Raw genomic sequence first — 12,904 nt, forward strand, 5'->3', positions numbered from 1 at the left:
GATGTGGCGATCACCACGGGCGAGTTGTCGAAGCTCATCCCAGACCTGATTGAAGCCTTGGGCGGCGAGGCTCGCACTGGTCTGGGGCGTACCCTTCCGGCCTCGCTGACCACGACAGGCCCGGCCGGCGCGCCGCCGGATCTGAAGCCTGGCGATGTGCCGTTCTGATATGGCCGCTCCAGCCGAAAAGGCCTGCACCACCTGCGGCGAGCCCTGGCCGGCCGACGCTGGCTTCTTCCGCGCCCTGGTCAAAAGCCCCGACGGACTGGCCGACCAGTGCAACGCCTGCGTGTGTGACAAGTACCGCCGCTATCGCATCCGCAACCCCTCCCGCCCGCGCGCCACCGACATGCTCGCCAGCATCTGGATGCGGCCAGCGGCCCCAGCCTCAACAGCATGAACCAAGACACCGAACACCAGCCCACGCGCGCCGAGCGCGATCTGCCAGCCGCCCGCCGCGCCGCCGAACGTGCCCGCGCATTGTGGTGGGACGAACAGAAGCCCACGCACTGTTTCAGCTGCAGCGCGGAACTGCCCGACGACCACCACCGCGGCGATGCCCTGCCCTGCGGCCACTGATCACCCAGTCCAGAAAGGAAAACCCGAAATGACCGACTACCAGACCCTGCTGGCCCGCAAGGCCGAACTCGAAGCCCAGATCGCCCAGGCCCAGGCCGAGCGCAAAGCCGAGGGCATCGCCGCGGCCCGCGCACTGATCGCAGAGCATGGCCTGACCGCTGCCGATGTCTTCCCGGCCGTCAAGACCAAGGGCAGCGTGGGCACCCCGAAGTACCGCGACCCCGCCACCGGCGCGACCTGGACCGGCCGAGGCAAGCCGCCGACCTGGATCGTAGGGAAGGACCGCACAACTTATCAAATCAGCTGAAGTCCGGGCAACACGCCCCAGCCCCACCCCAATAGGTCTGCCATCGTGCAGGCCTTTTTTATTTTAGTAATACGGCATTCTCATACTGTCCGCTGCCGCAAGCCAGAACGGCTTGCGAGAGCGACCAACCACAGCACCACCATGAATCAGTCACGCACCTGGAGCGAGAAGGAGATCCGAGATCTGCGGGCCCGGTACACCACCACTCCATGGCCTGAGCTGATGCAAATATTCGGCAGGTCGCAAGCCGCCATTCTTCATAAAGCCCAGAAACTTGGTATTTCCCGTGCTTCCACACCAGTGAATAAATGGAGCAACGCGGACGTTGAAACGCTTCGTGCCCTGTATCCAACGACGTCCGCCGCCGCCATTGCCGCTCTTCTAGGCCGAGCTGAAACAGCGGTGCTCAAAAAAGTTCAGAAGTTGGGAATTCAAAAGAAGCTCTTTGACAAGCGCTTGACTGGAGAAGCACGTTCACGCCCCTGGACTCCAAGTGAAGATGCAACGCTCAAAGCCTCCTATGGAAAGAAGATGGCCAAGAAGTTGGCGCTTCAGTTGGGCCGTACGGAAATTTCCGTGCGCATGCGAGCGTATAAATTGCGTCTCGTTGGCACTGAATTCGGATATAGCAGCCCCATTGGAACTGAGCGGGTTTACCGTGGCATCCCAGAACGAAAAGTATCTTCTACCGGCGTTCGCAACAAGGACTGGCGTCGCATCGATGTTCTCGAATGGGAAGCTATTCACGGACCAGTGCCGGCGGGCATGGTCCTAATGAAAAAACCGGGGATGCCGCGCACACCAGAGAACCTAGAACTCGTGTCACCCGCTGACATCCCAATGCTTGCCCCGGCTCACAATGCCGATGCTGAACTGCGACAACTCATGGTGCTGAAACAGACAATTGGCTCAGCCTTGGCCAGAATCGAGAAGTCCAATTGTGACGATAAAAATTTCCGATCTGGTCGGGATACAGACTGGACCCGAGAGCAGGTGGAATATCTCGAAAAAAATATCTCTACGCAAACGCTCGCTGAGCTGGCCAAGGCTCTTGGCCGGACTCGACGCGCCGTAGAGCACAAACGCATAAGGATGGAACTCCCACCCGCTCGAAATATGAACGACTGGCCCGAACCAGAGAAAGTGCAGTTGGCCGAAATCTATCCGAATACTGACTACAAAGAACTGGTTCTCTTTTTTGGCCGATCAAGGCGCGCAATTAACGCAATGGCCTCTCGAATGGGATTAAAGAAAGATCGTCAATGCACCAACAAATGAATTCAGTCACCAATGCGGAGATTTCCGAGGCCACAAGCAAAATTAAAACGGCGCTTGATGCCTTGCGCGAAAAAGATATTCCTATTGACCGAGCCCGCGCGATCGCATCTTGCGCAAACAGCATCATCGATTCGCTGCGAGTCGAATGCCAACAACGTTCCATCAACCAGGAGAAGCAATGAGCACAAAGAATATCGGCCACCTGCGCAGCCATCTGTTTAACCAGCTTGAAATGCTTTGCGACTTGGACAAGCAGGTCGACCTGGAACGCTCACGCATGGTCTGCGAGGTGTCGAAGCAGATCATTGACACGGCCCGCGTCGAGATCCACTTCGCCGCCGTCATGAAGGGCTCGGTGACGCTGCCGTTCATCGAGAACCAAGACGGCGCCAGCGAGCGCCCCTACACCCCACCGCCAGCCGCACCAGCCCTGCCAGGCGATGACGACGATGAGGCCCTGCCCGGCATGCCCCCCGAGCAGCGCATGCAGTCGGCCCTGCATTCCGGCCCAGCGCCCGATCACCCGTGGCGCGGCCTCGGCAGCCGCGTCGTCCAGCACCGCATCAGGCAGTAACCCATGACCGCCACCAATGACACCGTCCGCGCGCTGCGCGACTACTTGGCTACCAGGCTGGGCCCGGACCTGACCGAATCCCAGCTCGACGAGATGGCAGCCGAGATGGCCGTCATCGCGCAGACTCAGCAGCACCCGCTGACCCTCAATGGCCACCAGCTCCTGGACGCGCTCAACAGCATCGCGCCCCAGCGCAGCGCCCCGCAGCTCGCAACCACCGTGTGCATCAGCACAGAACCCACGGGCACCAACGGCTACCGCGTTCCGCCCAAGCTGTATTGCTGGCTGGCTACCTACCCGAAGGCCGGCAGCATCCAACTCTTCGACAACGGGGACCAGCCGCAGCGCGCCACGCAGGACGTGGTCTACATGGCAACCAAGCTGATCGAGTGCGCTCGCTGGGTGTACGCCACGCCGGATGCGCGAAAGCAGCCCCATGCACGGCAGCTGGCCAAGGTCATCCTGCGCCTGGCCTGCCCGCTCATCAGTGCTCACGTGGATACAGCACAGCGCACCACCTAGATCGCCATACAGTTAGGCTTACCCGGCAAGCCACCTCGAACCGTCCGCGGCTGGATTTCTGTTTCCGTATTCCGTGGTTACAAACCGCCTCAGGCCGCATGCCCGTTGCTGCTGCAGAACGCCAGCCGCGGCTATCCCGTCCAGGCTATCCCGGGACCCTTACCTTGGCAAGCAAGGAGCGACACAACTGGCGCGACAAGCGCCCCCTCCCGCAACGAGGAAACCCACCAACAAGGCCAGCAGTTGCTGGCCTTATTTATTGAGGACGTCCATGTCCAAGAACATCATCCTGAACTTCGCACCCGCTGTATTGGGTCGAGAGCATGCCGCAGCCTACGTGGCGCTGAGCGTCAGTTCCTTCGAACAACTGGTGCGTGAGCGCCAGATACCACAGCCCCGCCAGCTGTCTGCCAGGCGCGTTGGTTGGCTACGCGCGGAACTCGATGACTGGTCCGCCCGGCGGCCAGCGTCTGAGCTGCTGCCACCAGAGAACACCGGCGCCCCTAAGCCCCGATGAACTCCTCCAACTTCGCATCGAGCGCTGCCAGCCATTGGCGGCGCTCTGCGTCGTACCTGTAGAGGTTGTAGTCGCCGGCCACGCCAGGGAGGACGTGGCCAAGGATCGCCTCTCCAACCTCATGCGGACAGCCCATCGACGCAAGGATGGTGCGCCCCGTCCGCCGAAGATCATGCGGTGACCAATGCGTCACGGTCAGCCGCGCCCGCTTGTGCTCGGGCTTCGTCTTGCTGTAGGGCTGCAGATAGTGCACCTTGGTCTGCATGTAGGCCTGGGTCTGCCCTTTCAGCACCCCATCGCGCCCGATGCTCGGGAACAGCCATTGCCCCTCATTCGCCAGCAGACGTCGCACGATCTGCTCGGCCCGACCGAACAAAGGCACACGCAGGTCATGCGCGACCTCAACGTGTCGAATCTTCATTGCCTCCTTGGGCACGGTCCACCAAAGCACACCCCCCTCTTCCGACAATTGCTTCTTCTGCATCTGGCAGATCTCCCCGCCGCGCGTGCATGTCCACAGCTGCAGCGTCAGGAAATCCTGAACCTGCTGGCTGAACATCGGCAGCTCGCCGCCGATCAGCGTCTTGATCTCCGCACCGCTCAGCACACGCTTGCTGGTGCCCTTGTGCTTGCCATCGCGCACAGCGCCCTTGCTGCGGAGCTTGTGTGACGTGCGTTCCGCCCACCAGTTCGGCAGACCATCAGGGATCTTCCCCGACTCCAACCCTACGCGCCACGCGGCCGCCATCTCCGTCTTCACGGACTTGGCCAGCACGGGGCGGTCGGCCAGGCCTTCAATGACGTCGTACACGAAAGAGCGCCCCACCTCGGCCACGGATGTCGACTCGCGTCCCGATATCGCATTGCGCAGCCGCTGCTCTATGTTGCGGGCGCCCTTGGCCTCACGATTGACCCTGAGATACCGTGCGGCATAGTCGTCAACCAGCATGCTCAGTGTGTAAACCTGTGCAACCGGTTGCGCCACTGCCTTGCGCGCCAGCTTGCGCTCGTCAGCAGGATCCCGCCCCTGCTCACGCAAGTCCCGTGCTGCCTGCCATTCGGCTGCGGCCTGAGCGGGAGACATGGCCGGCCACTGCCCAAGCTTGACCTGCTTGAGCTTTGCCGAATCCGCCAAGCTTCTGTAACGATAGGTCCATGATTTCGTACTGGCCGATGCCTCGAGCCTCAGGCCCGGACAACCTTGTACGACAATGTGTTCGCCCTGCTTTAGGGCCTTGGCTGCACGCGCGTCAAAGAACATCTGAAGCTATACCTTGAGTGCCGGAAAAACCTACACAAAACCTATACCGAGAGGTGAAGTGTAGACGAGTCCAGGCAAGTGCAGATGAAGCACAAAGGTAAGCGCACGAATGGAATAAATCATTTGCCGACAACCTCTTGCGCGGCAACCCGGAGATAAATCAAAGGCTTATGAGAGATTCACAGGCAATGAACATCATCATTCTTGACGACTACCAGGACGCCGTACGCAAGCTGGACTGTGCGCGGCTGCTGGAGCCGTTCAACGCCAAGGTCTTCACCAATACCGTCAAGGGTGTGGGCCAGTTGTCGGTGCGGTTGCGCGATGCGGACATCATCGTGCTGATCCGCGAACGCACGCAGATCAGCCGGCAGCTGCTGGAAAAACTCCCGCGCCTGAAGCTGATCGCGCAGACCGGCAAGGCCGGCGCCCATATCGACGTGCAGGCCTGCACCGACCAGGGCGTTGCGATTGCCGAGGGCGTGGGCTCGCCCATCGCACCGGCCGAGCTGACCTGGTCGCTGATCATGGCGGCCACGCGGCGGCTGCCGCAGTACATCGCCAACCTCAAGCACGGCGCATGGCAGCAATCGGGGTTCAAGGCGGCGTCCATGCCCGCCAATTTCGGGCTGGGCAGCGTGCTGCACGGGCGCACGCTGGGCATCTGGGGGTATGGCCGCATTGGCAGGCTGGTGGCCCACTATGGCCATGCCTTCGGCATGAAGGTTCTGGTCTGGGGCAGCGAGTCCTCGCGCCAGAAGGCCCAGGCCGACGGCTTTTCGGCCGCCGCTTCGCGCGAGGATTTCTTTGCCGAATCCGATGTGCTGTCCATGCATCTTCGCCTGCATGAGGCCACACGCGGCATCGTCACCGCGCAGGATCTGGCGCGCATGAGACCCACAGCCCTGTTCGTGAACACCTCGCGCGCCGAACTGGTGGAGGCCGATGCGCTGCTGGGCGCGCTCAACCGTGGCCGCCCCGGCCTGGCGGCCGTGGATGTCTTCGAGAGCGAGCCCATTCTCCAGGGCCACGCACTGCTGCGGCTGGAGAACTGCATCTGCACGCCGCACATCGGCTATGTGGAACAAGACAGCTATGAGCTGTATTTCCGCGCCGCCTTCGACAATGTGGTGAACTTCGCTGCAGGCCAGCCCAGCAACATCCTCAATCCCGAGGTGTTCTCAGGCCCGGCACGCGCAGGCTGAAGGCCGGGTCAGGCGGGCACCTCGCCCTTCACCCGCCTACCCGATCACGGATCAACGCCCCCCGCCCTGTACAGCATCGCCGCGTGCGGCACTCGCCCGGTGGGCCAGTTCGTCCGCCACGGCCTCGTAGACGGCTTGGCGCACCACCGACTCCACCTCTTCGCGCAGGCGCACGACGATGGATCGCGTCTGCTGCTGCACCACCGTGGCGATGGCATCGCGCAGGCGCTGGTCCAGCACCAGGTCCACGCGCTGCATGAGGCGATGGACCAGATACTCCTCGGTGACCTGCTGCGCGTGGCTGTCCCAGATGGACTCCATGGTGGGCAATGCACAGGCGGGTGATGCCCCAGGTGCTCCAGGTGCCGCAGATGCCGGATCCGGCTCGACCCCTTGCGTGGCAGCGTCGGCCTGCACCACCGGCGCGGCAGGAATGTCGTCCTCGATCGGTGCGGCCGGGGCCACCTCTGGCACATCGGCCGGTTCGGCAACTTCGGCCACTTCGAGCAGACGGCTCTCCTGGGCCAGCTGCATTTCCACGGACGGCGCACTGGGCGGCAGATAGTCGGAATGCACGGGCTGCACTGCAGGCCGCGGGCCCTGTCCAGGCGGCGCAGGCTCGGCGACCATGGACCGCTGGGGTTGCAGATCCAGGGGCAGCGGCGGCAGGGACGCGGGCATGGAAACCAGGCCGCGGCGTGGCGCAAGCATGCCTTCGCTCGCCCAGGAATCGGTCTCGCCGCTGTGCGGCAGTTCGGACGCAGCGACAGCGGGCGGTTCTACCACCGGCGACTGCGCTGCATCGACCGGCACGACATCGGTGAGCGTGGGAACAAAGCGTGGCGGGGTTTTGGAGGGAGCACTCATGGCTTACTCCTTGAGGACCAGGTCATGGCGCTTGATGGAAATCCCCTGCGCCATGTAGTGCTTCCAGCGCAGCCGGGCCAGATGCCGGTCCTCCTCATCGGTGGCAGACACCACTTCAACGACACGCGCAAAGCGCTCGAATCCTTCTGGCACATCGCCGCCCAGATTCACCAGCATGTCGTGGTGCGGCGCGCTGTCCAGCCGCTCCAGCAGCACGATGGGCGAGAAGGCCACAATGCCGGCCCCATCGCCTTCGACGGCGTGGGCAAGAAAATCGGTGGGCGAGACACTCCAGAGCCTGGGCGACAAGGCCTTGAGCGACGCGGAAGATCCCAGCACCACCAGTTGCGTGCGATGCCGCAGTGCCTTGCGCGCAAGACGGCACACATAGGCCAGCTTGTCGGGCGCGTTGAAATGGAACGCCACTTCAGTCAAGCGACGCTCCTTTCGCGCAGGCCCGTGCGGATGGGGACGATGCCATCAGGCCTGCTCCGGCTGGACTGCAGCGGCTGCCTTGCGGCGGCTGGCAGAGCCGGCCTTGGGCGCCGCAACCGACTTGGGCGCGCCGGCCCTGGATGGCGCCTTGCCGGCATCGACGCTGGCCAGCAGGTAGTGCAGCAGCAGGCCCACGGGGCGGCCCGTGCCGCCCTTGGCGGCGCCGCTCTTCCAGGCCGTGCCGGCGATGTCCAGATGAGCCCAGGGAATGTCTCCCACGAAGCGCTGCAGGAACTTGGCCGCCGTGACCGCACCACCTGCGCGGCCTGCCACATTGCCCATGTCGGCGAAATTGCTCTTGAGGCCTTCGCCATACTCCTCGTCCAGCGGCATGCGCCAGCACGGGTCGAGCGCGGCATCGCCCGCCTGCTCCAGCGCACGGGCCAGCTCGTCGCTGGGCGAGAACATGCCGCTGCGCAGCCCGCCCAGGGCGATGACGCAGGCACCGGTCAGCGTGGCGATGTCCACCATGGCGCGGGGCTTGAAGCGGGCGGCGTAGGTCAGCGCATCGCAGAGCACGAGGCGGCCTTCGGCATCGGTGTTGAGGATTTCTATGGTCTGGCCACTCATGCTGGTGACCACGTCGCCCGGCTTGACGGCTGCGCCTCCGGGCATGTTCTCGGAGGCCGGAATGAGCCCGACCACGTTGATGGCCGGCTGCAGCTGGGCCAGCGCCTGGAACACGCCCAGCACGCTGGCGGCACCGCCCATGTCGAACTTCATCTCGTCCATTTCGGCGGCAGGCTTGAGCGAGATGCCGCCGGTATCGAAGGTAATGCCCTTGCCCACCAGCACCACGGGCGCGGCGCCCTTGGCGCCGCCGTTGTAGTGCAGCTCGATGAAGCGCAGCGGCTGCTCCGACCCCTGGGCCACGGCCATGAAGGCGCCCATGCCGAGCTTGGCGACTTCGGCGGGGCCGTGGATCTTGCAGCTGATGCCGGGCAGCTTGGCCAGGGCACGGGCTGCGTCGGCCAGCAGCATGGGAGTGGCGTGGTTGGCCGGGCGATTGGCCCATTCGCGCGCCAGGGCCATGCCTTCGGCCTGGGCCACGGCGATCTTGAAAGCGGCGGCGATGCCGCCCTTGTCCCCGCTCTTGTCTCCGGACTTGCCGGACGCGGCACTGGCGCCCGTCGCCGCGATCACCAGCTTCTTGAGCGCCACAGGCTTGGCCTGGGGCTTGGTGTGGGTATAGCTGTAGCAGGCATCGGCCGCTGCCACCACCGCTGCTGCAACAGCGCCACCCGTGGCCTCGAAGCCGAAGCACAGCACGGCCTTGCCAACGCCGCTTGCCTTGAGGGCCGAGCCTGCGCCTGCCACGGCCTGGCGCACGTCGCGGGCCGAGCCGCTGCCCGCGCCCAGCAGCACGACGCGGCGGGCGGCCACGGCCGGCAGGCCGTACAGTGCCAACTGCTTGCCGGCTGCCGTTTCGAAATCTCCGGCCTTGACCGCGTGAGCGACCAGGGTGGACAGCGCGTCGCTGCCCGTGGCCGTGGCTTCGGTCACCAGCACCAACAACAGGTCACACTTTTCACGTACTGCAGCGGCAGTCGTCAACGGCTTCAGTTCAAAGTTCATAATCGGCGTTTTCCTTTCAGCCAATGTTATTCGATTCATCCATACGCAAAGAGCTGGCCCGCAGCTTCGGTGCCACGGTCGTGGTGCTGATCACGGTCGTCATGACCATGATGCTGATCCGCACGCTGGGTCAGGCTTACAAGGGCAATGTCAGCCCTTCCGACGTTCTGCTGGTCATGGGGTATACGGTGCTTGGCCAGTTGCCCACCATCCTGGGCCTGGGACTTTTCGTGGCCGTGGTCGGTTCACTGTCGCGCATGTACCGCGACAGCGAGATGGTGATCTGGTTCGCCGCAGGCCAGGGGCTGGCCAGCCTGCTGCGCCCGCTGCTGCGCTTTGCCTGGCCGGTGCTGGCCGTGATCGCCGTGCTGGGCCTGGGCATCCTGCCCTGGGCCAATCAGCAGATCGAGCAGATCAAGACCCAGTTCGAGCAGCGCAGCGACATCGACCGCATCGCTCCCGGTGAGTTCCAGGAGTCTGCCGGCGGCTCGCGCGTGTTCTTCATCGACAAGGACGTGCCCAGCGCCACCGCTGCCAACAATGTGTTCATCGTGGCCAATGAGCGCGGGCGCGAGTCCGTGACCTCGGCGCGCGGGGCGCGGCTGGAAGTGGTCAAGGGCGAACGCATGGCCGTGCTGACCGACGGCCAGCGCATGGAGACGCAGACCAGCGACGGCTCGGTGAAGATCAGCGAGTTCAAGGAATACGGCACGCAGCTCGGCAGCGGCAACAATCTGGCCGCCGCCGAGGAAATGGCCGCGCGCAGCACGTACACGCATGAGCTGCTGCCGCGCACCGAACCCATCTACCGCGCCGAACTGGGCTGGCGCATAGGCCTGCCTCTGGCGGCGCTGAACTTCGTGATCCTGGGCCTGGCCGTGGCCAGCGTGAACCCGCGTGCCGGTGGCAGCGGCAGCCTCATGCTCGCGCTGTTCGCCTTCATCGTGTACTACAACCTCATGACGCTGGGCGAGAACTGGGTGGCCTCGGGCAAGCTGAGCATGCCCGCCATGACGGCCCTGCTGCACGGCGGCACGTTGCTGCTGGCGCTGCTGGTGCTGCTGGTGCGGCACAGGCGCTGGTCGCCGCGCGATCTGTGGCGCAGGCCCTGCAAGCCGACTGCCCTGGACGACGCGAAGGCGGTGCCATGATGAGAGTTCTGAGAAACCTGCTGTACCGCGACATCATCGCGGCCGTCGGCTATGTGACGCTGGCCTTCCTGGCGCTGTTCTTCTTCTTCGATCTGGTCGATGAGCTGCGATGGGTCGGGCGCGGCGGCGACAACGGCTACAAGATCACGCACGCGCTGCTTTTCGTGGTGCTGCGCATTCCCAGCCACCTGTACGAGCTGATGCCCATCACCGTGCTGATCGGCACCATCTACGTGATGGCGCGCTTTGCCCAGAGCTCGGAATTCACCATCATGCGCACCAGCGGCATGGGCCCCTGGCTGGCGCTGCGCACGCTGATGGTGCTGGGCCTGGGCTTTGTGCTGGTCACCTTCGGCACCGGCGACTACCTGGCACCTGCGGCCGAGAACGCGGGCCAGAACATACGCGCCATCCACCTGGCCCAGCTGTCACGCGGGGCCACGGGTGCCTGGCTCAAGGAGCGCCAGGGCGATCATTCCATTGCCATCAACGTGCGTGCCATTCGCGGGCCGGGCGATTTCTCGAATGTGCGCATCTTCGACTTTGACGGCCAGGGCCGCATCTCTGCCCAGATCCATGCGGAATCGGCGCAGGTGAGCGAAGACGGAGAATCCTGGATGCTCCAGGGCGTGCAGGCCAGCCGCCTGACGGCCAAGCCCGACGGCGGCATGGTGCTGCAGCGCGAGAAAGAAGACAGCATGAACTGGAAGACGGGCATCAGCGCCGAGATGGTCTCGGCCGCTTTGCTCAAGCCCGATCGCATGTCCACCATCTCGCTGTTCCAGTATGTGCGCCACCTGGAAGCCAACGGCCAGGCTGCGCAGAAGTACGATATCGAGTTCTGGCGCAAGGTCTTCTACCCGATGAGCTGCCTGGTGATGGTGGTGCTGGCCCTGCCTTTCGCCTACCTGCATTTCCGCTCGGGCGGCATCGCGGCCTATGTGTTCGGCGGCGTCATGGCCGGCATCAGCTTCTTCCTGCTGAACAACGTGTTCGGCTACATCGGCACGCTGCAGACCTGGTCGCCCTGGCTGACCGCTGCGGCGCCGGGCCTGCTCTACAGCCTTCTTTCATTGACGGCCTTCACCTGGCTGGTGCTGCGCCGCTAGGACCGTTGCCATGCAAAACGAGACAACATCTGCCGGCAGGACCGGACTGATCCTGCTGGCACACGGCTCGCGCGACGCCTTGTGGCGCCAACCCATCGAGGCCGTGCTGAAGGCCGTTCAGCAGACGCATCCCCAATCCCTGGCCGCCTGCGCCTACCTGGAGGCCTGCGCGCCCGACCTGCCCACTGCCGCGCGCGGGCTGGTCGAGGCCGGCGCCACGCACATCACCGTGCTGCCCCTGTTCCTTGGCACGGGCAAGCATGCGCGCGAGGACATCCCGAAGCTGGTGCAGGAGATAAGCGATACCCATCCGCAGGTGGCCGTGGACCTGCAGCCGGCCGTGGGCGAGCATCCGCGTGTCACAGCCCTGCTGGCAGAACTGGCACTGGTGGCCACGGAGCCCCGTGGCGCACCGGGAAGCTGAAATAACGAATCGCTTCTTTATATAAATGCAGCATAATGGCGCGCAGCACCCTGCTGTCACCGCCATGAACCTGCACCAATTCCGATTCGTCCAAGAAGCGGCGCGCCGCAACCTCAACCTCACCGAGGCGGCCAAGGCCCTGCATACCTCGCAGCCCGGCGTCTCCAAGGCCATCATCGAGCTGGAGGAAGAGCTGGGCATCGACATCTTTGCGCGCCACGGCAAGCGCCTCAAGCGCATCACCGAACCCGGCCTGGAGGTGCTCAAGAGCATCGAGCTCATCATGCGCGAGATCGGAAATCTCAAGCGCATCGGCGAGCAGTACAGCGCCCAGGACAGCGGCACGCTGTCGATTGCCACCACCCACACACAGGCCCGTTACGTGCTTCCGCCTGCCGTGGCACGGCTGCGCGACCTGTATCCCAAGGTCACGATCAGCCTGCACCAGGCCACTCCGGCAGAGGTGGCGCGCATGGTCATCGACGAGGTGGCCGACATCGGCATGGCCACCGAATCCCTGGCCGACTACCCCGATCTCGTCACCCTGCCCTGCTACGAATGGCAGCACGTGCTGGTCATGCCCACAGGCCACCCGCTGGCGCAGAAAGAGCGCATCACGCTGGACGACATCGCCCACGAATCGCTGATCACCTACCACCCTTCGTTCACGGGTCGCGGCAAGATCGACCAGGCCTTTGCCACGCGCCGCCTGCGTCCGCGCATCGTGCTGGAGGCCATTGACTCCGACGTGATCAAGACCTATGTGCGCCTGGGCCTGGGCATCGGCATCGTGGCCGAAATGGCCATGCGCGACGACCCGGTCAATGACCTGGTCGTGCGCCCCATGGGCCACCTATTCGGCCAGAGCGTGGCACGCGTGGCCATCAAGCGCGGCGCCTACCTGCGCAATTTCGTCTACCGATTCGCCGAACTGCTCAGCGACCGCCTGACGCGCGATCTCATCATGCGCGCCATGAACGGCCACGTGCACGACTACGAACTCTGATCCTCCGCCCCACCGGACCTGCAGTGCGGGTCCG

At 64.1% G+C, this 12,904-nt stretch carries 17 protein-coding genes and 1 pseudogene; 14 read left to right on the forward strand and 4 right to left on the reverse strand.

The genetic code is table 11. The annotated features are described in order from the left end of the window. From ACF8NF_RS15665 to ACF8NF_RS15705, 9 genes and pseudogenes are all read left to right on the forward strand, one after another. Positions 1 to 168 (forward strand): annotated as a pseudogene (locus tag ACF8NF_RS15665) (recombination-associated protein RdgC); the annotation flags it as partial. A 1-nt stretch (position 169) separates the two neighbouring features. Further along, entirely contained in the window at positions 170 to 400 is a 231-nt protein-coding gene (locus ACF8NF_RS15670) for a hypothetical protein (RefSeq protein ID WP_392450828.1), read from the forward strand. Then, entirely contained in the window at positions 397 to 579 is a 183-nt protein-coding gene (locus ACF8NF_RS15675) for a hypothetical protein (RefSeq protein WP_392450829.1), read from the forward strand. The genes ACF8NF_RS15670 and ACF8NF_RS15675 overlap by 4 nt, the downstream gene beginning before the upstream one ends. A 28-nt stretch (positions 580 to 607) precedes the next feature. Further along, positions 608 to 886, forward strand: coding sequence for an H-NS histone family protein (locus ACF8NF_RS15680; protein ID WP_392450831.1), 279 nt, complete (start codon positions 608 to 610; stop codon positions 884 to 886). Between the two features lie 141 nt (positions 887 to 1,027). After that, the gene (locus ACF8NF_RS15685) at positions 1,028 to 2,164 is read left to right on the forward strand and encodes a hypothetical protein (protein WP_392450832.1); all 1,137 of its coding nucleotides are present in this window, start codon (positions 1,028 to 1,030) and stop codon (positions 2,162 to 2,164) included. Then, complete coding sequence (locus ACF8NF_RS15690; protein ID WP_128422710.1) at positions 2,161 to 2,346, forward strand: hypothetical protein; 186 nt, start codon at positions 2,161 to 2,163, stop codon at positions 2,344 to 2,346. Before ACF8NF_RS15685 ends, ACF8NF_RS15690 begins: the two co-directional genes overlap by 4 nt. Next, the gene (locus ACF8NF_RS15695) at positions 2,343 to 2,738 is read left to right on the forward strand and encodes a hypothetical protein (RefSeq protein WP_392450833.1); all 396 of its coding nucleotides are present in this window, start codon (positions 2,343 to 2,345) and stop codon (positions 2,736 to 2,738) included. The genes ACF8NF_RS15690 and ACF8NF_RS15695 overlap by 4 nt, the downstream gene beginning before the upstream one ends. 3 nt (positions 2,739 to 2,741) lie before the next feature. After that, positions 2,742 to 3,260, forward strand: a complete 519-nt coding sequence (locus tag ACF8NF_RS15700) for a hypothetical protein (RefSeq protein ID WP_392450834.1) — start codon at positions 2,742 to 2,744, stop codon at positions 3,258 to 3,260. Between the two features lie 271 nt (positions 3,261 to 3,531). Continuing rightward, entirely contained in the window at positions 3,532 to 3,777 is a 246-nt protein-coding gene (locus ACF8NF_RS15705; RefSeq protein ID WP_080945376.1) for an AlpA family transcriptional regulator, read from the forward strand. On the opposite strand, the gene ACF8NF_RS15710 is transcribed toward ACF8NF_RS15705, so the two are convergent. Continuing rightward, positions 3,764 to 5,038 (reverse strand): tyrosine-type recombinase/integrase, encoded by a 1,275-nt coding sequence (locus ACF8NF_RS15710; protein ID WP_392450835.1) that lies wholly within the window; start codon positions 5,036 to 5,038, stop codon positions 3,764 to 3,766. The genes ACF8NF_RS15705 and ACF8NF_RS15710 overlap by 14 nt on opposite strands. 188 nt (positions 5,039 to 5,226) lie before the next feature. On the opposite strand from ACF8NF_RS15710, the gene ACF8NF_RS15715 reads away from it, so the two are divergent. Continuing rightward, positions 5,227 to 6,243, forward strand: coding sequence for a D-2-hydroxyacid dehydrogenase family protein (locus tag ACF8NF_RS15715; protein ID WP_016445887.1), 1,017 nt, complete (start codon positions 5,227 to 5,229; stop codon positions 6,241 to 6,243). Positions 6,244 to 6,294: 51 nt separating this feature from the next. Here ACF8NF_RS15715 and ACF8NF_RS15720 read toward each other — a convergent pair whose 3' ends face one another. Genes ACF8NF_RS15720 through ACF8NF_RS15730 form a run of 3 tightly spaced genes read right to left on the reverse strand, consistent with a single transcriptional unit; the run spans position 6,295 to position 9,180 of the window. After that, positions 6,295 to 7,110, reverse strand: a complete 816-nt coding sequence (locus ACF8NF_RS15720) for a hypothetical protein (protein ID WP_392450836.1) — start codon at positions 7,108 to 7,110, stop codon at positions 6,295 to 6,297. A gap of 3 nt (positions 7,111 to 7,113) precedes the next feature. Beyond that, the gene (locus tag ACF8NF_RS15725; protein ID WP_043790566.1) at positions 7,114 to 7,545 is read right to left on the reverse strand and encodes a DNA polymerase III subunit chi; all 432 of its coding nucleotides are present in this window, start codon (positions 7,543 to 7,545) and stop codon (positions 7,114 to 7,116) included. Between the two features lie 45 nt (positions 7,546 to 7,590). Next, positions 7,591 to 9,180, reverse strand: coding sequence for a leucyl aminopeptidase (locus ACF8NF_RS15730; protein WP_160852484.1), 1,590 nt, complete (start codon positions 9,178 to 9,180; stop codon positions 7,591 to 7,593). A gap of 23 nt (positions 9,181 to 9,203) precedes the next feature. On the opposite strand from ACF8NF_RS15730, the gene lptF reads away from it, so the two are divergent. The 4 genes from lptF (at position 9,204) to ACF8NF_RS15750 (ending at position 12,870) form a co-directional block, all read left to right on the forward strand. Continuing rightward, positions 9,204 to 10,331, forward strand: coding sequence for an LPS export ABC transporter permease LptF (gene lptF / locus ACF8NF_RS15735; RefSeq protein WP_016445883.1), 1,128 nt, complete (start codon positions 9,204 to 9,206; stop codon positions 10,329 to 10,331). Continuing rightward, the gene (gene lptG, locus ACF8NF_RS15740) at positions 10,331 to 11,440 is read left to right on the forward strand and encodes an LPS export ABC transporter permease LptG (protein WP_203399453.1); all 1,110 of its coding nucleotides are present in this window, start codon (positions 10,331 to 10,333) and stop codon (positions 11,438 to 11,440) included. Before lptF ends, lptG begins: the two co-directional genes overlap by 1 nt. Positions 11,441 to 11,450: 10 nt before the next feature. Continuing rightward, complete coding sequence (locus ACF8NF_RS15745; protein ID WP_016445881.1) at positions 11,451 to 11,864, forward strand: sirohydrochlorin chelatase; 414 nt, start codon at positions 11,451 to 11,453, stop codon at positions 11,862 to 11,864. Between the two features lie 64 nt (positions 11,865 to 11,928). Next, on the forward strand, positions 11,929 to 12,870 hold the full coding sequence (locus ACF8NF_RS15750; RefSeq protein ID WP_016445880.1) for a CysB family HTH-type transcriptional regulator: 942 nt from the start codon (positions 11,929 to 11,931) through the stop codon (positions 12,868 to 12,870). Positions 12,871 to 12,904 lie beyond the last annotated feature (34 nt).

Origin of the sequence: Delftia sp. WSY_22 (genome assembly GCF_043104185.1) — a bacterium.
In the GTDB taxonomy this organism is placed as follows: domain Bacteria; phylum Pseudomonadota; class Gammaproteobacteria; order Burkholderiales; family Burkholderiaceae_C; genus Comamonas; species Comamonas tsuruhatensis.

Coding starts and splice junctions, on each gene's coding strand:
- ACF8NF_RS15670 (WP_392450828.1), top strand. CDS start 170: ATGGCCGCTCCAGCCGAAAAGGCCTGCACCACCTGCGGCGAGCCCTGG.
- ACF8NF_RS15675 (WP_392450829.1), top strand. CDS start 397: ATGAACCAAGACACCGAACACCAGCCCACGCGCGCCGAGCGCGATCTG.
- ACF8NF_RS15680 (WP_392450831.1), top strand. CDS start 608: ATGACCGACTACCAGACCCTGCTGGCCCGCAAGGCCGAACTCGAAGCC.
- ACF8NF_RS15685 (WP_392450832.1), top strand. CDS start 1,028: ATGAATCAGTCACGCACCTGGAGCGAGAAGGAGATCCGAGATCTGCGG.
- ACF8NF_RS15690 (WP_128422710.1), top strand. CDS start 2,161: ATGAATTCAGTCACCAATGCGGAGATTTCCGAGGCCACAAGCAAAATT.
- ACF8NF_RS15695 (WP_392450833.1), top strand. CDS start 2,343: ATGAGCACAAAGAATATCGGCCACCTGCGCAGCCATCTGTTTAACCAG.
- ACF8NF_RS15700 (WP_392450834.1), top strand. CDS start 2,742: ATGACCGCCACCAATGACACCGTCCGCGCGCTGCGCGACTACTTGGCT.
- ACF8NF_RS15705 (WP_080945376.1), top strand. CDS start 3,532: ATGTCCAAGAACATCATCCTGAACTTCGCACCCGCTGTATTGGGTCGA.
- ACF8NF_RS15710 (WP_392450835.1), bottom strand. CDS start 5,038: ATGTTCTTTGACGCGCGTGCAGCCAAGGCCCTAAAGCAGGGCGAACAC.
- ACF8NF_RS15715 (WP_016445887.1), top strand. CDS start 5,227: ATGAACATCATCATTCTTGACGACTACCAGGACGCCGTACGCAAGCTG.
- ACF8NF_RS15720 (WP_392450836.1), bottom strand. CDS start 7,110: ATGAGTGCTCCCTCCAAAACCCCGCCACGCTTTGTTCCCACGCTCACC.
- ACF8NF_RS15730 (WP_160852484.1), bottom strand. CDS start 9,180: ATGAACTTTGAACTGAAGCCGTTGACGACTGCCGCTGCAGTACGTGAA.
- lptF (WP_016445883.1), top strand. CDS start 9,204: ATGTTATTCGATTCATCCATACGCAAAGAGCTGGCCCGCAGCTTCGGT.
- lptG (WP_203399453.1), top strand. CDS start 10,331: ATGAGAGTTCTGAGAAACCTGCTGTACCGCGACATCATCGCGGCCGTC.
- ACF8NF_RS15745 (WP_016445881.1), top strand. CDS start 11,451: ATGCAAAACGAGACAACATCTGCCGGCAGGACCGGACTGATCCTGCTG.
- ACF8NF_RS15750 (WP_016445880.1), top strand. CDS start 11,929: ATGAACCTGCACCAATTCCGATTCGTCCAAGAAGCGGCGCGCCGCAAC.